The organism is Neobacillus ginsengisoli, from assembly GCF_030813055.1.
The window spans coordinates 247229-274168 of record NZ_JAUSTW010000005.1; the positions used below are offsets into that span (position 1 = coordinate 247229).

Genomic DNA, 26940 nt, shown 5'->3' on the forward strand with positions numbered 1-26940 from the left:
ATTTATTCAGCCTATTACCAATTTGAGCATGCGAGGGATGGATATGTTAATACGCTATAAAAAGGTTTATAAAAAAATTGCCATGGGGCTTTTATCTTTTATGCCGAATGAAAAGGATCTCAAAAAACTACAGAAAACGATGAATGATTATGTAATGGATCAGGACCGCCATCTCTTTCTGTGGAAAGAAGAGGAAGGTATTATTGGCCTGATGGGAATTTTAGAGGATGATAACCAAGTACAGTTACAACATATTTCAGTGAACCCTTCCCATCGTGATCAAGGATTTGGCAAGCGGATGGTTCATGCTTTAATTGACCTTTATCCCAAAACACCAATCATTTCCCATGAAAACACTATAGCATTTATCGAAAAATGTAACCTTAAAGATTCATCGGAAAAAGAAAATGAAAACAACAATTTGCTTATTTTGTATTAGTTTAAATTCACTTTCGATCCAATTTAAAATACATATGAAGGTTCTGAAGGACAACATATCCCAGGTGGAGAGGAAAAGTGTCCCTCAAATGATAGCTCAAGGACAAAATCTCCCAGGTGGAACGGGAAAATGTCTTTGAAGTTTTGCACCTCAAAAGTAAATCCGTACTAAAAGAGAAAGGTTTCCTTTCCTATTGTGATAGTTAATGAACACGGATGAGCTCTCGAATATCCTCATCGTGCCATACCCTTGTATGTTTTGATTCCACCCGCTCAAATTCATCAACATTTATTTCATCGATTGTGCTATCAGTCCACCAATTTTTTAAATCTACAAAAAATTCGTCGAACATCCCTTTTCCCTCGCTATTTATGTTTTGGTTTATTTTAGCAGTGAATCATCCAACTTTGATGGTTCTAAATACCCCTTCACCTTGAAAGAAAGTTTATTTTATAATCCGCCACAAGATGGATTTCTTTTTTTTGGTTCCTCTGTGTCTTTTGATACAGATTCTAATCCATATCCAGTTGAACTAATTTCTAATACTTCTTCATTAACCTTACGATTCAAATTAAGCTGTGAATCATCTTTCTTTTCATCCAACTTGAATTTTTCCATCTCGGAAACTCCCCCATCCTTTCAGTTTCTACTTTTCTTCATTTGGAATTAACGTTTGTGACTCAGTTTTTTCTGAGGTACATGACTTAGAAGAATCCGTAGCAGTCATTTTTTCAACTGCTTGGCCAACTGGGGTTGTTACATTCAATTCATGCTCTGGAAGTCGTTGACTTTTCATCATAGTCCCTCCTTTCCAGTTTTTTTCGTTTCATCTACCATACTGTTCCCTTAACCATGAAAAGATATTAGATAGAAATTATCACTAGGTTCAAAAACAAAAAAAGTAACCCCAAATTCAACGAATGAATCCGGGGTTACTATTAATCATAATAGCTCAATTAAACGAAAATTTCTATCTTTTCTTATTTTTCAAAAATATTTTAATAAAATTTCACTATAAAATTATCCGTTTTTAATAACCAAATGGCCTTGGTTCAGAACCGAGGCCATTTGGAAACAATAAGTAGTTTTATAGTATTTTAACGAGGTTATTCTCTTTCCAGCAAGGCTGAACCCGCGATTCCGGGATGCGTCATTTCATAAGGATCCAGAATCAAATCAAGCTCCGCTTCCGTCAGTACATCATATTTCAGACACAATTCTCGAATTGGCGCCCCGCTCAAAATTGCCTCTCTTGCAATGCGAGCCGCTACTTCGTACCCAATATGGGGGTTCACCGCTGTGATTACTCCAACGCTTTTATCTACATATTCCTTTAACCGATCTTCATTTGCTTTTATCCCTTTTACACAGTGGTCTGTGAAAACGCGAAATGCATTATTCATAATGCTAATCGACTGAAGCAGGTTAAATACCAGGACCGGTTCCATAACATTTAATTCAAGCTGACCCGCTTCCGATGCAAGGCAAATCGTATGATCATTGCCAATCACTTGGAATGCTACTTGGTTAATGAGCTCTGCCATAACCGGATTTACCTTTCCGGGCATGATGGAAGAGCCGGGCTGACGGGCCGGTAACGTAATTTCACCTAATCCCGCTCTAGGGCCAGACGCCATTAAACGCAAGTCATTCGCGATTTTAGACATATTCATCATACATACCTTCAATGCTGCAGATACCTCTGTGTATGCATCCGTATTTTGTGTGGCATCAACAAGATGTTCGGCACCTACTAGCGGTAACCCGCTTATGTCTGCAAGTTGTTTGATAACGAACTCAATATAACGCGGATCGGCATTTAGTCCTGTACCGACTGCTGTCGCACCCATGTTCAATTCATATAAATGTTGGCGAGATTGCTTAATACGCTTGATGTCACGTTCAATAACCCGTCCATATGCTTCAAATTCCTGACCAAGCCGAATCGGTACAGCATCCTGGAGATGGGTGCGACCCATTTTGATGACATGATTGAATTCTTGAGCTTTTTGTTGGAACATGTTATGCATATCATCCATGGTATTCAACAATTTTTCTTGTAGATTTAACACAGCAATATGAATTGCTGTCGGAAATGCATCGTTTGTCGATTGCGACATATTAACATGGGTATTAGGGCTGCATTGGGTATAGTCGCCTTTTTCTTTCCCAAGTAATTCAATGGCACGGTTGGCAATGACTTCATTGATATTCATGTTAATCGAAGTGCCGGCACCGCCTTGGATGGGGTCGACGATAATTTGGTCATGCCATTTTCCGTCAATCAATTCTTCTGCAGCTTTTACAATGACTTCCCCAATTCCGGAATAGAGACGTTTAACTTCCATATTCGCCAGTGCAGCTGCTTTTTTTACAATTGCCATTGCTTTGATTAACTCTTCATGGATCCGATATCCAGTGATCGGAAAATTTTCGACTGCTCGAAGGGTTTGAACTCCGTAATAGGCTTCAACAGGTACTTCCTTTGATCCTAAAAAATCTTTCTCGACCCGCATGTTCTCTTTTGTCGTTGTCATATTATTCTCTCCTCTATTTAAGGAAAAATTCTGGTACGATCCTATTATACCATTAATCTTCTTTTTCAGCTTTAATGGTTAAATCCTCTGCCAAAGGAGTTTCAATGATTTCCTTTATTTCTTCTACTTTATTCGTTTGTCCAAGTGCCCACATCAGTTTAGCAACGATTGCTTCCGTGTTCATATCTCCGGATAAAATAACATGATGCTGTGCGACTTTACGTCCTACTTCATAAAGAAGCAGGTCTTCCCCTTCTTCCAAGCATTGCGTTGTAATCACAACAGCAATTCCCGCTTCCGTAAGCTCTTGAATTTTCGAAAGCAAGTTCCGTCCCTCAAAAGGTAATCCGCCGTTACCAAAGCTTTCAATAATAATTCCTTTATACAAATTTTTTAGGGAATCAAATATTTCCGGTTTGGTTCCAGGGTACAATTTCATAAGGAATACATCCGTACATAAATTAGTATTTAGTGAAAGTACGTTCTTAGTGAACGCATGTTTCCAATGATATTTCACTTCCCTTTCATTCACATGGGCAACATAGGGATGATTCACACTTTCAAAAGCATCATAGCTTTTAGTTCTCATTTTAACAGCTCTTGTGCCGATAATAACCCGGCCATCAAAAACGATGAAAACTCCGCCGATATCTTCACAGGCAAATCGAAGAGCATCCGCAACATTTTTCTTTGCATCGGTTTTTTTGAAACTGATCGGAACCTGTGAGCCGGTTAACACAACTGGCTTACCCAGGCCTTGAAGCATATATGAAAGCGCGGCTGATGTATAAGCCAACGTATCTGTCCCATGTGTAATCACAAATCCGTCGTAGGCATCATATTGTTTATAAACGGCATTAGCGATTTCTACCCAATGCTCGGGCTGCATGTTGGTACTATCAATGTTCATTAAGATTTGTGAGTCAATTTTTAAATTTTGTGATGAATTAGGTAAATAATGAAGCAGTTCCTCAGCGGATAAACCGGGAACGAGCCCTTCATTTCCTTCAACAGATGCGATGGTTCCACCGGTAGCAAGTAATAATATTTTCTTCATAAGCAACATCTCCATAGAGTGAAAAATTGTTTTTGTTTTCGCGTAATGCGTACTTATATTACTTATTATAGAACTAAATACGGATAAATCAATACTTTGTATTCGATTCGCGTACTTTTTTCTTTTCTGGTCTATTTTCCTATGCTATAATGAGTTCAATATTAAAGAGATGGAGTTTGAGACGAATGCTGCAACGTTTATCCGAATTAAGAAAAGAACGAAAATGGTCCTTGCAAGATACTGCAGATCAACTTGGGATTGCGAAAAGTACCTATGCCGGGTACGAATCCGGGTACCGTGAACCTTCATTACAATCATTATCGCAATTAGCGGATTTATTTGCTACATCAGTAGATTATATATTGGGTAGAACAGAAGAATTGCAACAGGACCAAGGACATATAGAGATTACAGACTTCTTCAAAAGCTTTGAACATACACTCTCAATAGACGGTGAACCGCTATCAGCCGATGAATTAATGGACTTTGTAGCCTTTGTGAGGGTAAAAAGAGATTTAAGGTCCAAAGAGATGAAGAATGGGCAGTCATCTTAAATAGAAGTATAAATAGGTTATCCAAAAATATAAACAAAAAGATGGCAGATGAGAATGAAGAAAGATCTCTACTGCCATTATTTTTCAAATTATTTATTCAATGAACTATTGCTGATTTTACTTAAAAACCATAAAAATTTATTGTGACTAATTCAAGCCTGACGTCCCATAGTCCTTGATGGTTATTTTCACATCATACCGGATCGGAACTTTACTAAAGGTTTGATCCCACTCTTTCTTAACCTTTTCCCACTCTTTAGGATATTCAATTCTCATTCTGTTACCGAATCCTGAAACGTCTAGTTTATATTCCTGTTGTGTTTTGTTTAATACATTTTTCATCAAGCGCTTCACTTCTTTTTCAGTAGCTTTTTCTGCTTTTTTTAAAAAATCATTTTTAAAGAGGTTCTCCGAAACTACCCAATTTTCAGAAATACGACCTTCGGACTCAATTTTTACATGAAAAGAAATTTTGTTTCCATCAACATGTGGTTGAATATGACTTTTCATTGATTCTATTTCGTATACGATGGGCTGTCCTGTCTTTCCATCAAAGCTTTTCACTAAACCGCCTTTACCCTTTCCCGTTAGCCATGTTAAACCCTCTATTTCCTTTTCATTCAAAAAACCACGTAGTTTTTTTGTCTTTCCGTCAATAACAGCACCTCCTGCAAATTTTACTTTTCCCTTTCCTGAGTTGAGATTTTGCAAAAGAAAACTGGATCCGGATTGTAGCTTAGCGTCTAATTTAATAAGTGAAATAGGAGGCAAAATTCTTGTTGTTCTATATCTATTTTCTACCATTCCAAACAGGCGAAATGCAGGGACTTCTCCTGCTTTCTTTGATACTAGTGTATTGCTAGCTCTCCCTCTGCTAATGAAGATAAGGCAGCTTGGTCTAAAATCATTATCCCGAAGATATAGATTAAGTAATTGTTTTAAACTATACGTTTGTGCAAGGTTTTCACCGATTACAATGACTTTCATTTGACTGGCATGAAAAGGATGGTCCATTCTTAATGATAATTCACGAACCTCTTGAAGGTTGGAGTCTCCCGTTTCAGAAATATTTTCATATGATTGTTGCTGCGATCCCCCTTCTTTACCCATTGAACTTGCAATTTGTGAGGTAATAACTTGATAAGTTGCCGTAAACTGAGCTTTTTTTGAATCCCCTTCGGTTTGTTCATTTACCTTATCCTCTTTGTTTGATTTCTTAGCTCTATCGAGTGCCACCCCTACACCTATGCTTAGCTCTTCAATTTCATGACTGCTCCAACAGCCTGTAAGAGAAAAGAGTAAAAAGACAGATAGCAACCCTAAGAGAAATCGTCCATTTTTATGATTTGACTTCATTGTTTTCTTCCTTTCCATCTTGCGATAATGAGAAGGGGAAGAGGGAGTAAACCAAATAAAAACAAGGCAAAATTGCCAATCATATCCCCAAGCTTAAATAGATAATTGATATTTTTGGGGGTCATGGAAATGACGTAAATAAGAGGAAGTAAGCCATACATAAATGAACGAACGTTTTTATTCGAAAGTTGAGCAAGTCCTACAGTAGCAACGTAAAAGCTGATGGTAAAGGTAGTAAACATTTGCATAATCCATACCACCAGCAATAAAGAATCAAACCGTTCAAAGATCAAACCGGTTAACTCAAAACTTCGTATTAAATCAAGTGTTGGCCATGTTCTCGTGACCACTTCATCGACGGATAATGCGCCGATGACCATCACAACGGTTATCACATAAAAAATCAATGGAACGGAAACCCCAATTAAAACGCTTTTTATTGCTTTGTTTGGATTTTGCATATATGCCATAATGACCAGCAGGACTTCAGGACCAGTAAATGCTAGAGTCGTCGCCTTTACCCCTTTTAACACAGGAATGATTCCAGTTCCTAATACCGGACGTAAATTATCGATCTCAAATATTCTTAGGCTCATGAAGGCTACCAGCAAAAAAAGGAAAATTGTAATAGGTAATACAATTTCAAAAAGTCGGGCAATCGGGTTGATACCGCCCAGAATCAGATAAAGACCTACCCACATAAATGTCATCATAATTGCCCATAAAGGGGTTTCTTCCAGCAACAAATACCTTACTACTTCCGCCATTGAACGGAGTTGAAACCCTGAAGTTAAAAGAAAATAACATACTATAAGTAAACTAAGGAACCCGCCAACCCATTTCCCCACAATTTCTTGACTGTATTGATAAAAGGTTTTTTGGGGAAACTGCTGGCATAATTTGGCCATAATCACAGCTGCGATTATCGCAAACAGTCCGCCTAAAAATACGGTTATCCATACATCTGGTGTTTGAACCTTCTCTGCAGCTGCTCTAGGGAGGGTGAGGATTCCTGAACCAAGTATATAGTTGCTGATGATAACAGCAACTTGTGCTGTGGTAATTCGATCTTTTGGACTGACAATCACCCTTTCATCTTCCCTTCAAAGTAGTTATCCTTTACGTATAGGATCTTTGGTATCCATCATCCTTGGACGTCTTTTCATCATCATAAGGGGCATGCGGACCATTAAATCTTTCCATTCGCTTAAACGATAAGGAAAGGCTGGACTCATATAAGGCACACCAAAGCTTTTTAGTTTCACTAAATGAATGGTCATAAAAAGGAAAAATAGAATGACTCCATATAATCCAAATATGGCCGCACAAAGCATGGCCACGAAGCGAAGAATACGTAATGAAATCCCTGCACTATATTGAGGAATGGAAAACGATGAAATCGCAGTTAACGCCACTACAATCACCAAAATGGGGCTAACAATCCCTGCTTGTACAGCAGCTTCACCGATGATTAACCCACCGACAATTCCCATTGCTGGACCAATTGGCTTCGGTAACCGGAGTCCGGCTTCCCTCAAAATTTCGATCGATATTTCCATAAATAATGCTTCGATTAGTGCCGGAAATGGAACATTGGATCTCGCCCCTATAATGGATATGGCTAACTTAGTAGGAATCAATCCTGGATGAAACGAGATAAAAGCAATATACAAAGCAGGTGTAAAAAGAGCCAGAGTCGCTGCCAGGTAACGAAGTAAACGGATGAATGTTCCAGGAATCCACCTTTCATAATAGTCTTCCGGTGATTGTAACATCATGCTAAAGGTGACCGGAACAATCAAAGCGAAGGGTGTCCCATCCAACAAGATCGCAACGCGTCCTTCCATCAAGCCACTGATAACCCTGTCGGGACGCTCCGTATTCTGTACTTGTGGAAAAGGACTAAGATAATTATCTTCTATTAGCTGCTCTACATAACCGGATTCGGGAACATCATCTATATTAATTTTCTTAATTCTTTCCTTGACTTCATCTACCAAATCAGAATCAGCAATTTCGCTAATATAGACGATAACGAGGTCTTTTTTGGCACGCTCTCCAACTTGAAAATGAATAATCGATAGGTTGCGATTATCCCCATGCTGCCGCAAAAGAGCAGTATTATCGCTTAACGTCTCAGTGAACCCTACCCTTGGCCCCCTTACCAACGCTTCCGAAACCGGTTCTTCGATACTTCGTGACTTCCCTTTGGTTGTACCGAGAATTAGCACTTCTGACACCTGATCCACTAACAATGCGGTTGATCCTGTCAATACTTTGGAAACTAATACGTTTAAGTCTTGTATTTCTATTAGCTCACTAATCGAGAGGGCTTCATTTTTAATAAAATCCTTTAAATCGCTCCCTTTCACGCCAGCTTGCTCACGATTATACCTCGTTGGAAAATCTTCCATAAGCGTTTTCAAAATATATTTTTCTATAAGTTCTTTATCTGAAAGACCATCGATAAAAATGATTGCCGCCCGAATACCTGTATTCCCTATATAAAATTCCCGAAAGTGAACATCCGAGTTATGACCGATTTCTAGCTTGACACGTTCCAGGTCTAAGGAGAGTTCACCGATAAAATGAGTGGCAGACTCTTGTGGGGGATCAGTTTCCTGAGTTGAATCAAGTTGATATTCATGCTTTTTGAGATGTCTACTCTTAAATTTTAGTCCTTTCATTTTCATCGGTCCTCCTATGTTGAGCGGATCCACTTAAACAGTCTGGATATCACAAAAGGTATGAAAAATGTTACAAATGCCTGTATAAAAACTTCCCATTCCGGAAGATAAGAAACAATCGATTTCCACAATACCCTCACCCTTTAAATTCTTTTATCAGCAGTAGAAATCTTAAAAGGATACTATTTCAATTAGTTAAGAGTTCATAAATTCTTAAGTAGTATTATTTGGTATTCCTTCCTTATATATTCAAAATTTTTGATTGCTCCCTATTTTGTAAATAGAAAACCCCGTTACCAAAAGTGGTTATATCTTTTGGTAACGGGGTTTATGATCTTCTTTAATTAAAATTCCTGATTCCTTTGTTAAACATGACCACGATGGAAATGACTACGATGATTGAACTAAAGACGATTAAGGTCGCAATTTCTCCAATCAAGGATAAAAGGATGCAATGAGGCATCCTTTTAAGCATAAATCTAACTCAATTGACTTCTTGCGGCAATTTTTTGATCAGACGGTTCCTTCTGAATGAGAAATGATGTCAGTAAAGCCAAGGTGCTACCGAAGAAACCGAAGAGGAACAAATGGTGAATTCCTGTCATAAAATCGGCTGCATTGGTCAATAAGGCTCCCATGATCGTAACACCAATTGCTGTCCCCATGTTTCGACAAAACATAAAAAATGAAGTCGATATCCCTCTTTCATGTCCGCCAACCAGCTGCTGAACGCCAATCATTCCTACTGTGGTTAATAATCCGAAGGCTAACCCTTGAACAATCATGACAAGAAAAACAAACCAAAAACCATGGCTTGGATTTAAAAGTGTCAATAATAACCCTGAGAAGAACAATAATGTATTTCCGATAATCAAGAGGATGCGGTATCCATATTTTAAAATCCATTTTCCGGCAGGTACAGCTACGGCCATCCATCCAATCGCCGTTCCGAGCAGCGCTACACCACTCATGAATAGCGAAAGTCCTGCAATATTTTGTAGGAATAACGGGATAAAACTTGATGCTCCAAATAAAGCAACCGTTCCTAAAAAGGCATTAAGATTAATCTGGGAGATCATCCTGTTTTTAAACATAGAAAGCGGAACGATTGGCGAAGCTTGTTTTTTCTCATAAAAATAGAATACAACCAGAAATACGATTCCTACTAACAAGTATACAAGCCTATCCTTCTTAACGACCGTATCAAGCAGAAGCGACGTTACCCCGATAGCGAATAGGATTGCTCCAATATAATCGACACTTGCTTTTTTCGGCTGATAATGCTCCTTGTAGGGTAAAAGCGTTAAAAATGAAATAAGACAAATTGGTAAATTGACAAAAAAGATCCATCTCCAAGTCAAAAACTGAACGAAAAAGGACCCAAGTAAAGGAGCGAGAACAGCGGAAAGCCCCCACATTCCTGTAAATAAAGCTTGAATTTTTCCCCTTTGCTCAACGGCAAACAAATCACCGGCTATGATGGCCGGAAAAGGCATCATGAATCCTGCGCCGATTCCTTGAATCGCACGGAAGATGACTAATTGAATCATAGTGTCAGACAAACCGCATAGAAGTGATCCAACCAAAAATAACAGAATCCCAAATCCGAACACCCTTTTCCTGCCAAATAAATCAGATAATCTTCCAGCCACAGGTGAAAGAATCGTACTTGCAATCATATAGGACGCAAAGGCCCAAGCGTACAAATCAAATCTTCCTAACTCTTTGGCAATGATTGGCATCGTTGTGTTCATAATGGTTGAATCAATTGATGCAACCAGCATCGCAAGAACGATACTCACCATAACTGTAGTTCTACTTTTCATGTAATACCCCCTTTTTACAACTCCAATAGCTATATTACTCAATTTTTACCGTTTATAGAAACAAAAAGCTTATTCCCAATAAAAGAGACTTCCTAAAAGATACAATAATCATAAAAAAAACGCCTATTCGGCGTAAAAGCGCTTAATATTTACATTTAGGACAAATATTGCAAAAGTCTTTACCATTTCCGCACCGATTGCATTTATCCGAATCGTCATGGTTATTCTTATTTTTCCATTGATCGTAAGTCATTCCATAAGAATTTTCATCGTTAAGATATTTAATATATTCGTAACTATACGGATATAACATCAGTATTACCTCCTTCCTTTACTTAAATGTATGCGCTTACATAATAATCTTTCATGAAAAATGCCACCTGAAGATTAATAATCGATAAATAGTTATCAACATTCTTATCACTTTAAAAAGAATCATATATTCTAAGGGAAAATGGAATAAAAAGAGACAGGAAATGATCCTGTCTCTCAGGCTGTCGAAAAACCCTCGGCAGTCTCTTATTTTATTCATTTACTTCAATAATTCACCGCGTTAATTTGTTTTAATATTATTGATATATAGGCTTTTCAACAGGTCTGTTGATTGGCGCTCCAGGCACTTCGCTTTCCGCGGGCGTGCCGGGGAGCCTCCTCGTCGCTTCGCTCCTGCGGGGTCTCCCCTGCCCCGTACTCCCGCAGGAGTCTTCGTGCCTTCCGCGCCAATCAACAGAGTGTTTTCAATAAAGACCTTCAACTCAACTAATAAATAATAAAAATAAGTGGTGAAATCAATGTTTAAGCCAAAAGAGTCTAGCCAAAGTGAATGTGAATTTGTATCTATTGATGAATTGGTACCTGATGACCATCTTCTTCGTTTGATTGATAAATATATTGATTTTTCGTTTCTTCTTAAAAAGGTCCGTCCTTATTACAGTGATGATAATGGACGCACTGCCCATTACTATCCCAATGTACACGCTCAAAAAATAAAGTAAAAGTTGTAACACGACATGTATGGGAGGAGCACAAGGAAAAGGTAAGGTTAAATCGCTTATCTAAATCGGGAAAAATGCTTTATAAATTTAGAAAGGAAAAAATTGAGCGAAGCTTCGCAGACTCAAAAGAGCTGCACGGGCTTCGCTACTGCCGGTTAAGGGGATTGAAGAATGCAAATGAACAGGCTCTTCTTACTGCAGCCTGCCAAAATATAAAAAAGATCGCAACACACTTGGCAAGGTTAGAAAAAGTGCGTTGCAATACTTTAGGGTGATTTGCCTCCCTGTTGATTGGAGCGGAGGGCACTCGACTCCTGCGGGATAGAGAGGTCACTGGAGACCCCGCAGGCGCCAAAGCGCCGAGGAGGCTCCAGGACCTCCCCGCGGAAAGCGAGTGCCCGGAGCGGAAATCAACAGGCCCATTTGCAGGGACAATCAATAAATTTGGTATGATTCTGACAAAATAAAAAATTGCCGAGAAAAATACCCTTTCTCGACAATCTGAGAGACAGGAAATGATCCTGTCTCTAATACATGCGATTAATCATGAAAATTCGTACCGTCTGTCGTTGCTTTAATAACACCTGCACGGATGACAAAGTCACCGAAGTGCTCGCCTTCTTCCCGTTCTTTCGCATAGCGGGACAGCAGCACGCGAAGTTCGCTCAAAATCTCTTCTTCGCCGATGTTTTCACGATACATTTTGTTTAGACGGCTGCCGTCAAAGGCTGCGCCGAGGTACATATTATATTTTCCTACTGCTTTACCCATAAAAGCAATTTCACCGAGTCCCGGACGGGCACAGCCGTTCGGACATCCTGTCATACGGATGGTGATTTCTTTGTCACGCAAGCCGTTTTCATCAATAATGGTTTCAATCTTATCGATTAGAACCGGTAAATAGCGTTCCGCTTCCGCCATCGCCAATCCGCATGTCGGCAGAGCGACGCAAGCCATCGAACTGCGGCGAAGTGCAGAGTAATGCTTGCCATCCGTCAACCCATATTGTTCAATCAATTCGTTAATCTTTTTCTTATTCTGAGTTGTTACATTAGCAATAATTACGTTTTGATTCGTTGTTAAACGAAATTCACCGGTATGAATTTTGGCAATTTCACGCAAACCGGTCATTAGCTTGTAATCTTCAAAATCTGCGACGCGGCCATTTTGGATATAAAATGTAAAATGCCATTTACCTCCAATGCCTTTTACCCAGCCGTAGCGGTCACCGTTATGGTCGAAATGATACGGCTTTGCTTCATCAAGACTCCAGCCGAGGCGGTTTTCAAGTTCTTCCTTGACAGTTTCAAGCCCTAGGCGGTCAACGGTATACTTGAAGCGGGCATTTTTGCGGACGGACCGGTTTCCGTAGTCACGCTGAATTGTAATCGTTTTTTCCGCCACATCATAAACTTGCTCAGGCGTACAGAAGCCGATCACTTTAGCTAACTGCGGATATGTCGCCCTATCACCATGGGAACTACCCATTCCTCCGCCGATTGCCACGTTAAAGCCGATCAGTTTGCCATCTTCAATAATGGCAATCAAACCTAGGTCCTGAGAGAAGACATCGATATCATTTTCAGGCGGAACAGCGATACCGATTTTGAACTTCCTAGGCAAATAAAGCGGGCCATACATTGGTTCAACTTCATCGATTTCCGGGGTGCCGGCCACTTTTTCTTCATCCAACCATACTTCATGATAAGCTCTTGTTCGAGGTAATAAATCATCACTTAATTTTTTTGCCCAACCATATACTTCTGAGTGAATTTCCGATTGATATGGATTAGAAGTACACAACACATTCCGGTTCACATCGCCGCATGCTGCAATTGTATCCAAAAGGGTCGCATGAATTTCCTGAATCGTATTTTTCATATTCCATTTCAAAATACCGTGCATTTGAAATGTTTGGCGTGTTGTTAATTTTAAGGTGCCGTTTCCGTTTTTTTGGGCTAATTCGTCCATGACAAGCCATTGAGCAGGCGTAGCTACACCGCCCGGCAATCGGACGCGCAGCATGAACTGGTACGCAGGTTCAAGCTTTTGCTTTTGGCGCTCATTGCGAAGATCACGATCATCCTGCAAATAGCTGCCATGATGCTTCATGAGGCGGTTATCGTCATCAGGAATTCCCGAGCTGATCCGATCAAGCATTACTTCCTTCAGCGTGCCACGTAAATAGTTACTTTCTCTTTTAATGCGCTCAACGTCACTTGGCGGGCCTTCGGGCGCTTTTATAATTGTTTTGACCATGTTGAAAAAACTCCTTTCAATCCAAAATCAGTATACATCACGCTGATAACGTTTTTCCTGCTGCATGACTGCTAGATATTCTACCGCTTCTTCTCGGCTCATGCTGCCTTCTTTTTCGATAACCTCAATGAGCGTATTATTCACGTCATGTGCCATATGTTTCTCATCACCGCAAATGTAAACCACCGCTCCATCTTGAAGCCACTCGAACAGTTCTTTGCTTTGTTCCAGCATACGGTGCTGTACATAAACTTTTTTATCTGTGTCACGTGAAAACGCAACATCCATTTTAGTTAGCACGCCATCTTTTAACCATTTTTGCCATTCAGTTTGGTAAAGGAAGTCTGTTACGAAATGCTGGTCGCCGAAGAACATCCATGATTTCCCTTCTGCTCCTATTTCTTCACGCTCCTGCATAAACGAGCGGAACGGAGCAACACCTGTCCCCGGTCCAACCATGATGATCGGCGTTTCAGGGTTCTTTGGCAGTTTAAAGTTTTCGTTTTGTTGAATGAAAATCGGGAGTGAATCGCCCGACTGCAGTCGCTCTGCAGCTAAAATCGAGCATACACCTTTTCGTTCTCTTCCATGTGCATCATACCTGACGGCTCCGATTGTCAAATGCACTTCATCCGGATTCGCGGCTAAGCTGCTGGCAATTGAATAAAGACGGGCCGGCATTTTCCGGAGAATCGAAACAAGCTCTTGAGCTGAACCAGTCCATGGACCAAAATCACGAACCAAATCCACTAAATCGCGACCTTCAAGATATGCTTTTAATTTTCCTTGATTGTCAGCTGATAAAAGCTCCTGTAATTCCCCGTTCGCTGACAGCTTCGCTGCCTGCTCTATAAGCGGCTTCGTTAAAACTGTAATTTCAAAGTAAGTGGTGAGTGCCTCTTTTAGTGGAAGCGTGTCGCCCTGTTTATTCACTTTTACAATTTCTTCAGGCTTCCAATTCATTTCAGAAAGTAGCAGATCGACAAGATCCGGATCGTTTTCGGGATAAACACCCAGTGCATCTCCCGGTTCAAAGGTAAGGCCGGAACCTTCCAGCGAAATTTCAAGGTGACGTGTTTCTTTATTCGAACCGCGTCCGTTCAAATTTATATTATCAAGGATTTCTGCTTTAAACGGTTTAGTTCTGGAATACGGCGATTCAACGGCTTGAGCTGCTGCTGCCGTTACCGTTACAGGAGAAGCACTTCCACCCTGCACGTTTCCTAAATTGCTAATGACTCCTTCAAGCCATTCCGCCGCAGGCTCATCATAATCCAGGTCGCAGTCGAAGCGCGGATAAATCCGTGTTCCGCCGAGCTCTTCCAATTTAGTATCAAATTCTTTCCCCGTCTGACAGAAAAACTCATATGAGCTGTCTCCAAGCGCTAAAACAGAAAATTGAAGTCCTTCTAGCTTCGGTGCCCGCTTGCTATGAAGAAACTCATGGAAAGAAATCGCATTATCCGGAGGATCGCCTTCTCCGTGTGTACTAACTATAATTAGAAGGTTTTGAACTTTCTTTAAATTATTCGGCTTAAATTCACTCATTGAAGAAACGGTTACTTGAAAACCATTCCCCTCAAGCGTCTTTCCTGTCTTCGTCGCGAGACCCTTCGCGTTTCCCGATTGTGAACCATAAAGGATGGTCACATCTTTTGAAATTAACTCCCCAGTACCTTGTGCAGCAAGTTCAGTTGCCTGTGCTCCCAATCCTCCTTGAACGGAAGCAAACTGTGACGCGGCGAGATATCCGCTAAGCCAAACTTTTTGTGAATCCGTCAATGTTGGCAGAATGCGGTTAAGGAGCTCTGCCTGCTCCTGATTAAACGGACTGTTCATTACCTGAAGTTGCAACTACATCCACCTCACTAAAAAATAAAAATTGATCGTACACCATTCTTTTACTAATAACTGGTTTCGACAATTCTTGCTATTTAAATAATTTGTTAATGTTATCGTATATTTACTATTCCTATTAGTCAAGTAGGATTTAATAATATGAATTATTAAAAATATTAATAGTTAGGTAAACTTAGTTTAATAATGGAATATAACCTTTTCACCTTCAAGTATGTAAGAAAAATTTATAAATAATAAAGTTTTTAATAAGGAAAGACTTCGTTTATCCGCTTGAACCAAAAGAGGACTCTCATCAAGACAGTCCCTCAGGATAAAAAATTTAACTTCCCGTATTATTGCATGGTCCCTTAAGCATTGCCGTGCATAATGAGCCAAATTCGAATTCCTGGCTTCCAAATTCAACAAAAACGGTACCAACAATCGGGACACAAGTACCATTTCTTGTGAATTTAGCCCTCCCTATACTACCTGGATGTATACCGCCATCGAAAGGAAATATTTGATCCTCTACGATAAGATCATATATCGTAGAATTTGAATCCAGGAAGTTGGTTATAGTGTAAGTAATTGTAGTTAATCCCGCAGCCGTTGTGCATTTTGTGGTTAATTCAAAATGGATCCTGCAATTGGGGACGCCATTTACACTCGTTACAATATCAATAACATCTTTATCGGTAAAACCATTCGTCAAATAATCCACATCCTTTTTTATATCTACAATAGTAAATGGAATTTGTGAATTACGGAAACGGCGATAATACCAGGACAAGTAAATATTATAGTTGCACGCTCTGTTGTTGAGTCTGGTTGACAGCAAAAAAAATCCATGATATATTTATCTTGAATTAAAGATATATTAATTAAAGATATTTTTTTTTAAAATATTACATTGATTATTCTGTTTTGATTGAGTCTCTTGAGTAGTGAATCAACTCAGAAAGAATACTAGTATGTACAAAAATTTAGGACCCATTGGAGGAATTATCATGACCAACCTAAAAGGTATCCACCACGTAACCGCAATAACAAGTAGTGCCGAAAAGAACTATGAATTTTTCACATATGTGTTAGGTATGCGTTTAGTAAAAAAAACTGTTAACCAAGATGATATTCAAACGTATCACCTATTTTTTGCTGATGATATAGGCAGTCCCGGAACAGATATGACGTTCTTTGACTTTCCCGGTATACCACGAGGAGTACACGGAACAAATGAAATTTCAAAAACATCCTTCCGTGTACCAAGCGATGCTGCCATAGAATATTGGGTTAAACGGTTTGGTCGTTTAGAAGTCAAACATACCGGAATCAAAGAACAATTCGGTAAAAAGACCCTTTCATTTGTCGATTTTGATGATCAACACTACCAATTGATTTCAGATGAAAACAATAAAGGTATTGCCGCAGGTACACCATGGCAAAAAGGACCCATCCCGTTGGAATATGCCATTACCGGATTAGGACCAATATTTGTTCGGGTTGCTAATTTTGATTATTTTAAAGAAATGCTGGAAAAAGTACTATTATTTAAAGAAATTGGTCAGGAAGAATCTTTTCATTTATTTGAAGTGGGTGAGGGAGGAAATGGAGCGCAGGTTGTTGTAGAATATAATCCGATTCTGCCGCAAGCCCGTCAAGGCTTTGGTACGGTCCACCACGCCGCGTTCCGTGTTGAAGACCGAGCTGTTTTAGAAGAATGGATAGTACGGATGGAAAACTTTGGATTCCAAACGTCGGGATTTGTCGATCGTTACTTTTTCGGGTCATTGTATTCAAGAGTTGCGCCGAAAATCTTGTTTGAGTTTGCGACAGACGGCCCGGGATTTATGGGCGATGAACCATATGAAACGCTTGGAGAAAAATTATCCTTACCGCCATTTTTAGAACCAAAACGCGAACAAATTGAAAAATTAGTTCGCCCGATTGAAACGGTAAGAAGCACGAAAGAATTGATCAAGGAATAATTTCATCTTTGTAAAAATTGCCATAAATATGCAACGATATTTATGGCAATTTTTATGAACCTTTTTACCTTCATTATCTATTTGTTACCCAACTCTTCTAATATGTTATGAAGCCCCTCCAAGTGCTTAATTTCATATGTCGGGATGACTTCATTTCGTTCTTTATTATGGCGATTAATCCACACAGATTTAATTCCGGCACGATTAGCTCCAAGAATATCTGTCATCAGGTTATCTCCGACCATGATCGCTTCATCCTTTTGGATGGACATGCGAGACAAGGCATGTTCAAAAATAGAAGGATCAGGCTTACCTCTACCAAAATCACCGGATATGACAATTTGATCAAAATATGGCACAAGCTCCGGTGTGATGGCTAGTTTCGTATTTTGTAGGTCAGGTGATCCATTTGTTAAAAGAAGAAGCTGATAGTTATCTTTTAACACATCTAGTATTTGAAAAGTTTCCTCGTACACAAACGGCAGATTCCTGCGCTCTTGTGGGAAACGCTCTGCTAACTCAAATCCAAAGTCAGGGTCATCTACTCCCAGTGTCTTTAATCCTGTAGTCCATGCATCTTTTCGATAGCCAGGCACGACTTCCTTCATTTTCTTAAAATTATCATGATGCGGATCCAAAAAATTGCCCCATAGTCCTTCAAACGGATTAATCCCTATCATTTGTGTAAATGGATAAAATTCATAGGAAGAGTACAAGTTTCTTGCTGCTTCCCGAACCGCTTCCTCAAGTTGATTATGGTCTATTCCCTTTTGTTCTTCAGCATATTTACATGTAGCAACAAAGGCTTCCTTGATGCTTTTTTGATCCCAAAGAAGAGTATCATCTAAATCAAAAAAAATCGCTTTAATCATGCTGTCCCCTCACTTTATAGTAATAATAGTTATTATACTAGTTTACCATTTTTAATATTGAAAAAATAATTAAAATACAAAACAATTTTTTAAATTTACGAAGGCAGTGAAAAATTAGCTAATTATAGGGATTGGTGACTGGAAACCACTTTGAATTTTTTTGGGGCTGTGGTAGATTGAAAAATATAGGAATGACTATAAAAATAGGCATTAGAAATGGTTGTTTAATTATTTACATTACTAATTTGAATTGCGAGGTGTTAAATTTATGAAGCAACATACCCACGTCGAACAGCATTTTATGGGTTCAGATCTAGTGCGTGATATTGTTATTGGTATGTCTGACGGATTGACAGTTCCATTTGCACTTGCAGCAGGTTTGTCAGGGGCAGTTGATTCAACAGCTTTAATTTTGACAGCCGGCGCGGCAGAAATTGCTGCGGGGTCAATTGCTATGGGACTTGGAGGATATTTAGCCGGTAAGACTGATGCTGAGCATTATGAAACAGAATTGCAGCGTGAACAGCGAGAGGTAATAGAAATCCCGGAAAAAGAAGAAGAAGAAGTAGCAGAAATATTTAGAACTTATGGGCTAGATGAGGAACAAATAAAATCCATTACAGCGACTATGCGAAAAAAACCTGATCAATGGGTTGATTTCATGATGAAGTTTGAGCTAGGTTTGGAAAAACCAGAACCAAGCAGGGCAAGAAATAGTGCCATCACCATTGCGATTTCCTATATTGTTGGAGGCCTGGTCCCTTTATTTCCCTACTTTTTCATTTCCCATCCTACAATTGCTCTAAAAGCATCTGTCATCGTGACATTGATTGCCCTATTGGTATTCGGATACATAAAAGGAAGATTTACTGGTACTTCTCCATGGAAGAGTGCATTCCAAACTGTGATCGTTGGAGGCTCAGCTGCTGCAGTGGCATTTGTGCTTGCCCGCTTGCTTTCTGCTCATTAAAAGACATTAATCTTTTTTCACGTTTGTCATAAAAAATAATAGATTCAAATAAAACAGACGACCCAAGGAATCGCCTGTTTTATTATTTTTACTATTTCCATGTAATATAGGTTGAGAAATTCCTTTGGCGCACTTGCTACGTTTGGGATAGGTAAATAAATATAAGGCTGTGTTAAAGGCGAATGTTGATTTTTTACAACTGTTGATTGGAGCGGAGGGCGCTCTACTCCTGCGGGATAGAGAGGTCACGGGAGACCCCGCTTATCTCTAAGCGCCGAGGAGGCTCTCGGACCTCCCCGCGGAAAGCGAGCGCCAGGAGCGGAAATCAACAAACAAGTTTAACAGAGCCAAATATAAAAACGTTCCTTTTGCAAAACAAAACTTAGTGGCCCCATTTTGACCAGTAATTTTCTTAAAAAATCCCCAGATCCTTAAATGAACCGGGGATGCTTTTGCCAACTATCATGATGAACTATTTCCACCACTTGAATTTGACAAAGGAATAAAGTTGTTAAAAATACCTAAAACTTTAATATCCTTTGAAGCAGATATTTTTGAATCATAAACGGAAAAGAAAACATAGTTTTGAGTATTGGTTACGGAATTGATTACCCCATCGCCAAAAACTTCTATGCCCATATTTACCAATCCGTTATTGGCCTTCCCCTTTAATTGATCCTTTGCCCAAATGACAAACTTTTCTTTTGGTGGATTAGTAACTGCCGCAATGATAAGGATAAAACCAATAATAATTACATTACGAAGTTTCTTCATGAACATCCCTCCGGTTCATCTGGTTTTAAAAGACTTTTGCTAATATTTCACATTTTGGTATCATTACCAACTTTATCAAGATGTAAACTATACATCAATAGATGATTGAATTTTGGTGAATATATAATATAAAAAGAAAGAAGGAAAAACGATGATCAAGACGATTATAGGCTTATTAATTTTATTTTGGGTGCTCGGAATTGTGTTCCATCTTTTGGGAGGACTTATTCACATTCTTCTGGTAATAGCAGTGGTTATGTTTTTGTTTAAATTAATATCAGGAAGAAATCGGCATAAAGGATAAGAATTATTTCTCTTAGAGCTTAATGTGAAACATATGTAAAACCATAAAATGATTGGCATTAAGTAAATTCTATGTAAAGAATCCTGCCATTGTATTCTATCCCCTCCACTCTACGAATAGCTTTAAACTGTAAATATTTTAAGGAGGAATCAGGATAAATGGCTACTCTAAAGGATAAATTTACACATGAAGACATCGCTGCATTAAACAAAAGACTTAATTACGTCTTTTACCAAGCAACCCACGGAAACACTAGAACAAAATCAGGTGTTGTCGAGCTTCAATTATTAAATATAGTTGATCAATTATGTAAAGTTTCAGGTATGCTATTGGACATTATGGAACAACAATTAGACGGACAGATTGAAACATTCGATCCGTATCGATACATTAATGGAAAATTAGAGACCGCTGAAATTGGAATTCAAAACTTCTTACAAATTAAAAAAATTGATATAGATTAAATAGTTGAGAGGCTTAGTTTTAGGCCTTTTTTTATTGGTTTTGCAAAAACAATGACTTCACCCACTAGTATTACTTTTTTTTAAGTAATACCAATGTCTTTTTTAATAAATAATTTATATTATTTTAAGAAGATTTTTATATAAAATTAAAAACACTATTTTATAGTGAAATTTAGGAAATTTTCATAGTTAAAAAAGGAGATTAGTAATGGCAAAAAATCCAACTTATTCGATAGCAAAGGTTAAGTCCATTTCGGACAACATGCATCAAGCTCAGCGGGTCTTAACTAAAGTTCCGGAAATTACGATTTTCTTCTGGATCACAAAGGTACTGACCACTGGAATGGGTGAGGTGTTCTCTGATTATCTAGTCAACCATATAAATCCGATAATTGCAGTAGCGCTTGGGGGAATTGGTCTGGTAGGCTCGTTGGTACTGCAATTTTCAGTGCGCCGTTATGTAGCATGGATCTACTGGTTAGTTGTCGTCATGGTCAGTATATTCGGCACGATGGCTGCTGATGTAGTGCACATAGTATTGGGCATACCATACATTGCATCCACCACATTTTTTACTGTGGTTTTGGCCGCAATCTTCATTACATGGTATGCATATGAGAAGACACTGTCTATCCACAGTATTTTTACCATTCGCCGCGAGTCTTTTTACTGGATCACCGTATTAGGAACGTTCGCACTCGGGACCGCTGCAGGAGACATGACAGCGTCAACCATGCACTTGGGCTACTTCTCCTCTGGCTTGCTATTTGCTGTCATGCTTGCGATCCCTGCTTTGGGCTATTGGTTGTTTCGAAAAAATGAGATTATCGCCTTCTGGTTCGCCTACATTATGACGCGTCCTGTAGGGGCCTCGTTTTCAGACTGGATCTCGGTGTCTCATACTCGCGGAGGGCTTGGACTGGGAGAAGGTCCCGTTAGTCTTTGCTTAACGATTGTCATCGTTATCCTTGTCGGCTACCTGACTGTCACTCGCAGAGATGTTAATGTCGAACCTGTAGTGTCAGACGTGCAGTAGCAAGCATACTTGCCAGTTCTCTATGCCTTATTTTTATCTCTTTTTTAATTCAAAACCACAGCAATATTTTCGGCTGTTCTTACCACTTTAAAGGCATCTTCAAGTACAAGAAAACCGGGAACAATACTAAAGATAGGATCAATTCCATATTGATGGATAATATAACTGTCTTTGGAAATGTTCCCGGCTATGCCAATGACCGGGAAACCCAATTTTTTGGCTGTTTTTGCAACACCAATGGGCGTTTTTCCAAAAATCGTTTGTCCCTCAATCTTTCCTTCTCCAGTAATCAGCATCCTGAAGGGCTTTATCCATACACACTCCCCCATCATATGTAGCACTTCCGCCAATTCCAATAATGATATGGTTCACCCCGTAATCAAGTGCGGCTGCAATTAATGCCCCAGTCCCTCTGGTAGTTGTAATGAGTGGATTGCGTTTCTGGTTAGGTACCAGGTGCAAGCCTAAAGTTGCTGCCATTTCGACCACAACAGAACTCTTGTTGCCAAGAATCCCGAAAAAGGTTAAATTTAATAGTCTGCTAATCAAAAAAAGAGTTGATTTTTTTAAATATTAGGACTTTTCCATTAACTAATTACCATTTAAATCATAAATTAAATTAATTGAAGGACAGAAAAAGGGCATTAGGTTTAGGTAAAATGGAGGTGAAAAAAATTTGTTGGAAGTAAAGCAATCTAAATACGGTAGAGGGGTATTCGCTACCCATGATATACAGAAGGGCGAGCTCATTCATACAGCACCGGTCATAATTGTCCCTAACGAAGAATTTGATTATCTATATAAAACAATACTGTCAAACTACTTTTTTTATTGGGGGAAAAATAAAGATTGTGCAATAGCATTGGGCTATGGGTCGCTATTTAACCATTCCTACACTCCAAATGCTAAATATAAATACAGAATAGAAGATGAAACCATTGAATTTTATGCACATACCGACATAAAATCTGAAGATGAAATAGTAGTAAATTACAATGGAAACCCTGAAGATAAAACACCGGTATGGTTTGAGGTGCTTTAAGGTTATGAGATGGACGACAGCTTATTTTTGCCGAAAAAAAGAGCTTGCATAATCCAAGCTCTTTTCCATTATTATCCCAGCCTTACTTTTAGTTCTTAGACGAGGGCCCCCGATATATCATAGCTGCTAAGATCAATCTCTGTTGGTTTTCCCAAGACAAGTTTGGCTAATTCCGCACCTAGATACGGCCCGCTCGTTAGCCCGGATGCACCTAAACCATTTGCTACATAGATTCCTTCAAAATGAGGAAGTGCTCCAATTACAGGCAGGAAGCCTGGTGTGAAAGGCCGAAACCCTACTCTTGTTTCAAGGAAGGAGCTTTTCGCCAGACCCGGTGCCACTTCTAAAACTTTTCCTAAAATCTCATTGATTCCGCCTGCGGTGACACGGCTGTCAAAACCAGCCTCATTCTCATGTGTAGACCCGACGACAACCCGGCCATTTTCAAAGGTCAGAATGTACTGTGTACTGGGCGGCATGACAACCGGCCACGAACTTGTATCTGTTTTAGGTAATTCTAGATGAACAATTTGCGCCTTTTGGGGTTTGACTAAGAAATCAACTCCCAGTGGCTGCAAAAGTTCTTTTGACCAGGCCCCTGCTGTGACAATTACTTGATCCGCGAACCATGTTTTTTCCTCATGCTTAATCCCAATAACTCGGTTATCTTTTCTAACAATGCTGGCATTTCCTATTAAAAAGAAAGCTCCATTCTTTATCGCAGAATGAATCAATGCTTCTCTTAACGCCCGTCCATCGACCCTTGCTCCCCCACTAACATGTACAGAACCAAATTCGTCCGCTAAAGGCGGAAAAAGTCTCTTGGTTTCAGAGGGTGACAATATCGTAATCTCACCGATCTCCGGTGCATCTTCATGACGTTTTCGTGCTCGTTCCGCTATCTGTTCGAGCTTCGTAACGTCTGTATGAAGACTAATGGCCCCTACCCGTTTATAGCCTGTTTCTTTCTCACCATCTGCTTCCAATTGCGCAATTAATTCAGGATAATAACGTGCTCCGCCCTTTGCAAGCCTGTACCATGCTTTATTCCGCCGCTGCGAAAGCCATGGACAAACAATCCCTGCAGCAGCGTCAGTAGCCTGTCCTTGGTCTTTTCGATCGACTAAAGTAACCTTAGCACCTAATTTTGCAAGGTGGTAAGCAGTCGAAGCACCGAGAATCCCTGCTCCGATAACAATTATTTTTTTCATAAAGCACCTTTTCATGTAGTTTTTCCTATGCTGAAATAGTCTCAATATTTTTTTCCTATTTAGGGGATATTAATCCAAGATGAAAAGTTTGTAAAGACAAAAAAAGAGTGGTGCATTTAAAAATGATAGAAATACCAAGAATCCTTTATTGTGATCAATGTAAAAAAGAAACTGAACACATGGTAAGTGAAGATTCATTAGAAATTGAATATACGTGCCAGGAATGTAAAAAGCAACAAGAGATTGTTAAGTCTTTTTTTTAAATAGTTGGTTTAAACAAATAAGAATCGGATAAATTATATTCGAGCAATATTTTTATTGCTCAATACATCGTCGGGAGTGATGTATCATGGCTAGAAACAAACTTTTGGTTCCCGGTGCAGGCAATGTTCTGGATCAAATGAAGGAAGAAATCGCCAATGAGTTTGGAGTTCAACTTGGTGCTGATACGACCGCACGAGCAAACGGTTCAGTTGGCGGCGAAATGACAAAACGTCTTATCGCTTACGCTGAACAATCATTACGAAATCAACAAGGTCCATAGTTGGTTTCAAAAAGAGGGTGTCCCTAACCAAGGACACCCTTTTACATTTTCATAAATCATTTAGCAAAAGAAAATTTAAACGAAATTTGTCGTTTTATTTAAATATTCCTTTGGGCATTTAAAATAATTGGAAGCATACTCTTCGTAATAAAGGGGCGGTATGTATGCAAAAGGAATTTACAAATAGCACATCCTCAAAAACTTCTGTTATTTTGGGCGTTATTTTTGGTGCCATTGGTATCGGACTGTTGTTTATTAGCGTATGGGTCGGTTTGATCTTTGTTGTTTTAGCCGTTGTGATTTTCTTTTTGATACGCTATTTCGCAAACGACATCACGGTTTCCTGTGATGAAAATGGGTTTACGGTAAAAGTAATCAATAAGCGAAAAGGAACTTCGGTGAATGAATATACATGGAAGGATGTAGTCGAAACCACCTATTATGAAATAGAATCAAGAGGTGAAAATAGCACCAAAACCCGTTATTTTCAAGCGAAAACGGAAAATGGCGTTGTCTTTAATGTGTATGAAATGAAGAATTTTGATCACTTAATTCAACTTTTCAATCAAAATACCCCCCAATTATCCTATTTTTGGGAAAGCCCAAAAGGACTATTTAGTTCAAGCTATTTAAAACAAAACCGCACTTCACCTTAAGCATCTAAGTCCGAGACAGTTAACTATAGGAATTATAGATTTGAGGTATTTATCCAACTTTTCTATTCACCATAAACCATATAATCTTCACGTAAAAAATACCGCTGAACCGGCTTATATAAATCTTTCTCTTGGAGCTTATTAAGTTCCTTCAATTTGGCATCACCAGCTATAAAGATCTTTTTTCCACTGAATATAAAATGACCCATTCCATATTAAAAAAATTCCACGTAACCTCCATAAAAATAAAGGTCACCTGGAATTTTAATCTTTGATCATTACTTAAAAATAGTTGAGACCACTTGGTCGTAGGACATATTACTATCCACTACAAATACACCGGGGCGCAACTTGTTTTCTAGCCCTTTTTTCTCGATATCTTTTGAGAAGTTAAAAGCATTCGGAACTAAATTAGCCCTGACAAGCATGTTGCCGACATCGATGCTGGTCATTCCATCTGAAACATTAAGGATAACTTTTGTTACGGCTTTATTAGACTGATTGTCTGCAGGAGCAGCTTGTTTCTGATCAGCACCTTTTGCATCTTTCATCTTCTTATCAAATTCGGCTATCGTTTGAACGATATAGCCTTTCGATACGAGGGTATTTTTCATCTCGTTCTCAGAAGGTTGAACTTTTACAGTTGTTTGGCTTTCGGATGTTTTGACAGCTGCTTTTGGGACATCACTTTTAGTAGAGAAGTAAACAGCGCCGCAAATCGTGGTAGAAATGAGTAATCCTGCTGCAAAGCTGCTCAATAAGTTAATTCTCATTTGCAACTTTTCTCCTTTCATCCTTTAATTTCTGAAAAGGAGCAAGCATCTGTTCGATTTCATTCTCTGTTACCTTTTTCATCTCAGCAATGCTCTCAATTGAGTAATTTCGTTTATATAAGTCTAGTATTTCACGCATAAAAAGTTTTTCTTCAGTAGAAAGTGTAATTCCCGCATCGTTCATAACCACTTCTATGTCAAGCTCAATATTCCGAATTGACTCTTGAACGGCATTGATTTCTTTCATAATGTCTATATGAACCATATCAATCTGCTTATGTTCAACTTTAGACGCATGCGAAGACTTTAAAATTGAAATGACTAGTAATATAGCGGATACCCCAAATAATCCGACTAACGTCCATTCCATCAAAATAATTCCTCCTTTATTGAATAGAAACTTGCAAGTTCTTATTATACTACCAAACTATTAATTTTTCGAATTGTATCTATAAAAATACGTAAAAAGTCGGGTGAATTTGACAAAATGCGGAGAATTATGGATTTATTTTCTTCTTTCCGTGAGAATTACATATGAAAAAGCACTCTTCACATCAGAGTGGTCTTCTTTCAATAAATAAAAGAAGCTTTTTTGCAAATGAAATCGGCTTTTCGTAAATAAAAGTAGTTTTTTCGCAAATAAAATCGGCATATCCGCCAGTAAAGGCAGGCTATACGTCAATTAGTCCATCCTATCGGCCTGAAAATTTTAAGCCGTTCTCCCTAAAAAGGAAAACGGCTTTCTTTATAAACAGCATTT

General features: G+C 39.0%; 28 protein-coding genes and 2 pseudogenes. 12 read left to right on the forward strand and 18 right to left on the reverse strand.

Annotation, left to right across the window (positions count from 1 at the left end; genetic code table 11):
- Positions 1-43 precede the first annotated feature (43 nt).
- On the forward strand, positions 44-439 hold the full coding sequence (locus J2S10_RS16590; RefSeq protein ID WP_307409753.1) for a GNAT family N-acetyltransferase: 396 nt from the start codon (positions 44-46) through the stop codon (positions 437-439).
- A gap of 202 nt (positions 440-641) precedes the next feature.
- Here J2S10_RS16590 and J2S10_RS16595 read toward each other — a convergent pair whose 3' ends face one another.
- The 5 genes from J2S10_RS16595 to J2S10_RS16615 all read right to left on the reverse strand — a co-directional run bounded on the left by J2S10_RS16595 (position 642) and on the right by J2S10_RS16615 (position 4033).
- Positions 642-791, reverse strand: coding sequence for a hypothetical protein (locus J2S10_RS16595; RefSeq protein WP_307409755.1), 150 nt, complete (start codon positions 789-791; stop codon positions 642-644).
- A 98-nt stretch (positions 792-889) separates the two neighbouring features.
- Entirely contained in the window at positions 890-1057 is a 168-nt protein-coding gene (locus J2S10_RS16600; protein WP_307409757.1) for a hypothetical protein, read from the reverse strand.
- 28 nt (positions 1058-1085) lie between these two features.
- Positions 1086-1235 carry a hypothetical protein gene (locus J2S10_RS16605; RefSeq protein ID WP_307409758.1) on the reverse strand — a complete coding sequence of 50 codons (150 nt, stop codon included), beginning with the start codon at positions 1233-1235 and terminating at the stop codon, positions 1086-1088.
- Between the two features lie 310 nt (positions 1236-1545).
- The gene (gene aspA, locus J2S10_RS16610; protein ID WP_307409760.1) at positions 1546-2976 is read right to left on the reverse strand and encodes an aspartate ammonia-lyase; all 1431 of its coding nucleotides are present in this window, start codon (positions 2974-2976) and stop codon (positions 1546-1548) included.
- A 52-nt stretch (positions 2977-3028) separates the two neighbouring features.
- Positions 3029-4033: an asparaginase gene (locus J2S10_RS16615; RefSeq protein ID WP_307409763.1), complete on the reverse strand. Its 1005-nt coding sequence runs from the start codon at positions 4031-4033 to the stop codon at positions 3029-3031.
- 185 nt (positions 4034-4218) lie between these two features.
- On the opposite strand from J2S10_RS16615, the gene J2S10_RS16620 reads away from it, so the two are divergent.
- Positions 4219-4587 (forward strand): helix-turn-helix domain-containing protein, encoded by a 369-nt coding sequence (locus J2S10_RS16620; protein WP_307409765.1) that lies wholly within the window; start codon positions 4219-4221, stop codon positions 4585-4587.
- Positions 4588-4734: 147 nt separating this feature from the next.
- Here J2S10_RS16620 and J2S10_RS16625 read toward each other — a convergent pair whose 3' ends face one another.
- From J2S10_RS16625 to J2S10_RS16640, 4 genes are all read right to left on the reverse strand, one after another.
- A complete protein-coding gene (locus J2S10_RS16625) occupies positions 4735-5943 on the reverse strand; it encodes a Ger(x)C family spore germination protein (protein WP_307409767.1) in 1209 nt (402 codons plus the stop codon).
- A complete protein-coding gene (locus J2S10_RS16630) occupies positions 5940-7031 on the reverse strand; it encodes a spore germination protein (protein WP_307409769.1) in 1092 nt (363 codons plus the stop codon). The genes J2S10_RS16625 and J2S10_RS16630 overlap by 4 nt, the downstream gene beginning before the upstream one ends.
- Before the next feature lie 24 nt (positions 7032-7055).
- A complete protein-coding gene (locus tag J2S10_RS16635; RefSeq protein ID WP_307409771.1) occupies positions 7056-8630 on the reverse strand; it encodes a spore germination protein in 1575 nt (524 codons plus the stop codon).
- Positions 8631-9109: 479 nt separating this feature from the next.
- Positions 9110-10456, reverse strand: coding sequence for an MFS transporter (locus J2S10_RS16640; protein WP_307409773.1), 1347 nt, complete (start codon positions 10454-10456; stop codon positions 9110-9112).
- Between the two features lie 791 nt (positions 10457-11247).
- Between J2S10_RS16640 and J2S10_RS16645 the strand changes: the two genes are divergently transcribed.
- The gene (locus J2S10_RS16645; protein WP_307409775.1) at positions 11248-11451 is read left to right on the forward strand and encodes a hypothetical protein; all 204 of its coding nucleotides are present in this window, start codon (positions 11248-11250) and stop codon (positions 11449-11451) included.
- Positions 11409-11726, forward strand: a pseudogene (locus tag J2S10_RS16650) (transposase); the annotation flags it as partial. The gene J2S10_RS16645 and the pseudogene J2S10_RS16650, both read left to right, overlap by 43 nt.
- 265 nt (positions 11727-11991) lie before the next feature.
- Here J2S10_RS16650 and cysI read toward each other — a convergent pair.
- The 3 genes from cysI to J2S10_RS16665 all read right to left on the reverse strand — a co-directional run bounded on the left by cysI (position 11992) and on the right by J2S10_RS16665 (position 16387).
- A complete protein-coding gene (cysI, locus tag J2S10_RS16655) occupies positions 11992-13710 on the reverse strand; it encodes an assimilatory sulfite reductase (NADPH) hemoprotein subunit (protein WP_307409777.1) in 1719 nt (572 codons plus the stop codon).
- A 27-nt stretch (positions 13711-13737) separates the two neighbouring features.
- Positions 13738-15564, reverse strand: coding sequence for an assimilatory sulfite reductase (NADPH) flavoprotein subunit (locus J2S10_RS16660; protein ID WP_307409779.1), 1827 nt, complete (start codon positions 15562-15564; stop codon positions 13738-13740).
- Positions 15565-15889: 325 nt separating this feature from the next.
- Positions 15890-16387 (reverse strand): hypothetical protein, encoded by a 498-nt coding sequence (locus J2S10_RS16665; RefSeq protein WP_307409781.1) that lies wholly within the window; start codon positions 16385-16387, stop codon positions 15890-15892.
- Positions 16388-16556: 169 nt separating this feature from the next.
- On the opposite strand from J2S10_RS16665, the gene J2S10_RS16670 reads away from it, so the two are divergent.
- On the forward strand, positions 16557-17534 hold the full coding sequence (locus J2S10_RS16670; RefSeq protein ID WP_307409783.1) for a ring-cleaving dioxygenase: 978 nt from the start codon (positions 16557-16559) through the stop codon (positions 17532-17534).
- Positions 17535-17611: 77 nt separating this feature from the next.
- Here J2S10_RS16670 and J2S10_RS16675 read toward each other — a convergent pair whose 3' ends face one another.
- Complete coding sequence (locus J2S10_RS16675; RefSeq protein WP_307409785.1) at positions 17612-18406, reverse strand: HAD family hydrolase; 795 nt, start codon at positions 18404-18406, stop codon at positions 17612-17614.
- Positions 18407-18674: 268 nt separating this feature from the next.
- On the opposite strand from J2S10_RS16675, the gene J2S10_RS16680 reads away from it, so the two are divergent.
- Positions 18675-19376 (forward strand): VIT1/CCC1 transporter family protein, encoded by a 702-nt coding sequence (locus J2S10_RS16680; protein ID WP_307409787.1) that lies wholly within the window; start codon positions 18675-18677, stop codon positions 19374-19376.
- Positions 19377-19838: 462 nt separating this feature from the next.
- Here J2S10_RS16680 and J2S10_RS16685 read toward each other — a convergent pair whose 3' ends face one another.
- A complete protein-coding gene (locus tag J2S10_RS16685) occupies positions 19839-20150 on the reverse strand; it encodes a DUF4359 domain-containing protein (protein ID WP_307409789.1) in 312 nt (103 codons plus the stop codon).
- Between the two features lie 151 nt (positions 20151-20301).
- Here J2S10_RS16685 and J2S10_RS16690 point away from each other — a divergent pair, with 151 nt between their 5' ends.
- From J2S10_RS16690 to J2S10_RS16700, 3 genes are all read left to right on the forward strand, one after another.
- Positions 20302-20454 (forward strand): lmo0937 family membrane protein, encoded by a 153-nt coding sequence (locus tag J2S10_RS16690; protein WP_307409791.1) that lies wholly within the window; start codon positions 20302-20304, stop codon positions 20452-20454.
- A gap of 158 nt (positions 20455-20612) precedes the next feature.
- Positions 20613-20918: a hypothetical protein gene (locus J2S10_RS16695; RefSeq protein WP_307409793.1), complete on the forward strand. Its 306-nt coding sequence runs from the start codon at positions 20613-20615 to the stop codon at positions 20916-20918.
- Between the two features lie 208 nt (positions 20919-21126).
- Positions 21127-21954: a COG4705 family protein gene (locus J2S10_RS16700; RefSeq protein ID WP_307409795.1), complete on the forward strand. Its 828-nt coding sequence runs from the start codon at positions 21127-21129 to the stop codon at positions 21952-21954.
- 44 nt (positions 21955-21998) lie between these two features.
- Here J2S10_RS16700 and J2S10_RS16705 read toward each other — a convergent pair.
- A pseudogene (locus J2S10_RS16705) lies at positions 21999-22476 on the reverse strand (glycerate kinase); the annotation flags it as partial.
- A 154-nt stretch (positions 22477-22630) separates the two neighbouring features.
- Here J2S10_RS16705 and J2S10_RS16710 point away from each other — a divergent pair.
- Positions 22631-22996, forward strand: a complete 366-nt coding sequence (locus J2S10_RS16710) for an SET domain-containing protein (RefSeq protein ID WP_307409797.1) — start codon at positions 22631-22633, stop codon at positions 22994-22996.
- A 95-nt stretch (positions 22997-23091) separates the two neighbouring features.
- Here the strand turns inward: J2S10_RS16710 and J2S10_RS16715 are convergent, their stop codons facing one another.
- On the reverse strand, positions 23092-24207 hold the full coding sequence (locus J2S10_RS16715) for an NAD(P)/FAD-dependent oxidoreductase (protein ID WP_307409798.1): 1116 nt from the start codon (positions 24205-24207) through the stop codon (positions 23092-23094).
- 349 nt (positions 24208-24556) lie between these two features.
- Between J2S10_RS16715 and J2S10_RS16720 the strand changes: the two genes are divergently transcribed.
- Positions 24557-24751, forward strand: coding sequence for an alpha/beta-type small acid-soluble spore protein (locus J2S10_RS16720; protein WP_307409800.1), 195 nt, complete (start codon positions 24557-24559; stop codon positions 24749-24751).
- A gap of 164 nt (positions 24752-24915) precedes the next feature.
- Entirely contained in the window at positions 24916-25407 is a 492-nt protein-coding gene (locus tag J2S10_RS16725; RefSeq protein ID WP_307409802.1) for an SdpI family protein, read from the forward strand.
- A gap of 278 nt (positions 25408-25685) precedes the next feature.
- Here the strand turns inward: J2S10_RS16725 and J2S10_RS16730 are convergent, their stop codons facing one another.
- Both J2S10_RS16730 and J2S10_RS16735 read right to left on the reverse strand, forming a co-directional pair.
- The gene (locus J2S10_RS16730; protein WP_307409804.1) at positions 25686-26180 is read right to left on the reverse strand and encodes an aminodeoxychorismate lyase; all 495 of its coding nucleotides are present in this window, start codon (positions 26178-26180) and stop codon (positions 25686-25688) included.
- The gene (locus J2S10_RS16735; protein ID WP_307410058.1) at positions 26170-26550 is read right to left on the reverse strand and encodes a hypothetical protein; all 381 of its coding nucleotides are present in this window, start codon (positions 26548-26550) and stop codon (positions 26170-26172) included. The genes J2S10_RS16730 and J2S10_RS16735 overlap by 11 nt, the downstream gene beginning before the upstream one ends.
- Between the last annotated feature and the right edge of the window lie 390 nt (positions 26551-26940).

Excerpts from the sequence above, each read along its gene's own strand:
- J2S10_RS16590 (WP_307409753.1), top strand. The coding sequence starts at position 44 with ATGTTAATACGCTATAAAAAGGTTTATAAAAAAATTGCCATGGGGCTT.
- J2S10_RS16595 (WP_307409755.1), bottom strand. The coding sequence starts at position 791 with ATGTTCGACGAATTTTTTGTAGATTTAAAAAATTGGTGGACTGATAGC.
- J2S10_RS16600 (WP_307409757.1), bottom strand. The coding sequence starts at position 1,057 with ATGGAAAAATTCAAGTTGGATGAAAAGAAAGATGATTCACAGCTTAAT.
- J2S10_RS16605 (WP_307409758.1), bottom strand. The coding sequence starts at position 1,235 with ATGAAAAGTCAACGACTTCCAGAGCATGAATTGAATGTAACAACCCCA.
- aspA (WP_307409760.1), bottom strand. The coding sequence starts at position 2,976 with ATGACAACGACAAAAGAGAACATGCGGGTCGAGAAAGATTTTTTAGGA.
- J2S10_RS16615 (WP_307409763.1), bottom strand. The coding sequence starts at position 4,033 with ATGAAGAAAATATTATTACTTGCTACCGGTGGAACCATCGCATCTGTT.
- J2S10_RS16620 (WP_307409765.1), top strand. The coding sequence starts at position 4,219 with ATGCTGCAACGTTTATCCGAATTAAGAAAAGAACGAAAATGGTCCTTG.
- J2S10_RS16625 (WP_307409767.1), bottom strand. The coding sequence starts at position 5,943 with ATGAAGTCAAATCATAAAAATGGACGATTTCTCTTAGGGTTGCTATCT.
- J2S10_RS16635 (WP_307409771.1), bottom strand. The coding sequence starts at position 8,630 with ATGAAAGGACTAAAATTTAAGAGTAGACATCTCAAAAAGCATGAATAT.
- J2S10_RS16640 (WP_307409773.1), bottom strand. The coding sequence starts at position 10,456 with ATGAAAAGTAGAACTACAGTTATGGTGAGTATCGTTCTTGCGATGCTG.
- J2S10_RS16645 (WP_307409775.1), top strand. The coding sequence starts at position 11,248 with ATGTTTAAGCCAAAAGAGTCTAGCCAAAGTGAATGTGAATTTGTATCT.
- cysI (WP_307409777.1), bottom strand. The coding sequence starts at position 13,710 with ATGGTCAAAACAATTATAAAAGCGCCCGAAGGCCCGCCAAGTGACGTT.
- J2S10_RS16670 (WP_307409783.1), top strand. The coding sequence starts at position 16,557 with ATGACCAACCTAAAAGGTATCCACCACGTAACCGCAATAACAAGTAGT.
- J2S10_RS16675 (WP_307409785.1), bottom strand. The coding sequence starts at position 18,406 with ATGATTAAAGCGATTTTTTTTGATTTAGATGATACTCTTCTTTGGGAT.
- J2S10_RS16680 (WP_307409787.1), top strand. The coding sequence starts at position 18,675 with ATGAAGCAACATACCCACGTCGAACAGCATTTTATGGGTTCAGATCTA.
- J2S10_RS16685 (WP_307409789.1), bottom strand. The coding sequence starts at position 20,150 with ATGAAGAAACTTCGTAATGTAATTATTATTGGTTTTATCCTTATCATT.
- J2S10_RS16690 (WP_307409791.1), top strand. The coding sequence starts at position 20,302 with ATGATCAAGACGATTATAGGCTTATTAATTTTATTTTGGGTGCTCGGA.
- J2S10_RS16695 (WP_307409793.1), top strand. The coding sequence starts at position 20,613 with ATGGCTACTCTAAAGGATAAATTTACACATGAAGACATCGCTGCATTA.
- J2S10_RS16700 (WP_307409795.1), top strand. The coding sequence starts at position 21,127 with ATGGCAAAAAATCCAACTTATTCGATAGCAAAGGTTAAGTCCATTTCG.
- J2S10_RS16715 (WP_307409798.1), bottom strand. The coding sequence starts at position 24,207 with ATGAAAAAAATAATTGTTATCGGAGCAGGGATTCTCGGTGCTTCGACT.
- J2S10_RS16720 (WP_307409800.1), top strand. The coding sequence starts at position 24,557 with ATGGCTAGAAACAAACTTTTGGTTCCCGGTGCAGGCAATGTTCTGGAT.
- J2S10_RS16725 (WP_307409802.1), top strand. The coding sequence starts at position 24,916 with ATGCAAAAGGAATTTACAAATAGCACATCCTCAAAAACTTCTGTTATT.
- J2S10_RS16730 (WP_307409804.1), bottom strand. The coding sequence starts at position 26,180 with ATGAGAATTAACTTATTGAGCAGCTTTGCAGCAGGATTACTCATTTCT.
- J2S10_RS16735 (WP_307410058.1), bottom strand. The coding sequence starts at position 26,550 with ATGGAATGGACGTTAGTCGGATTATTTGGGGTATCCGCTATATTACTA.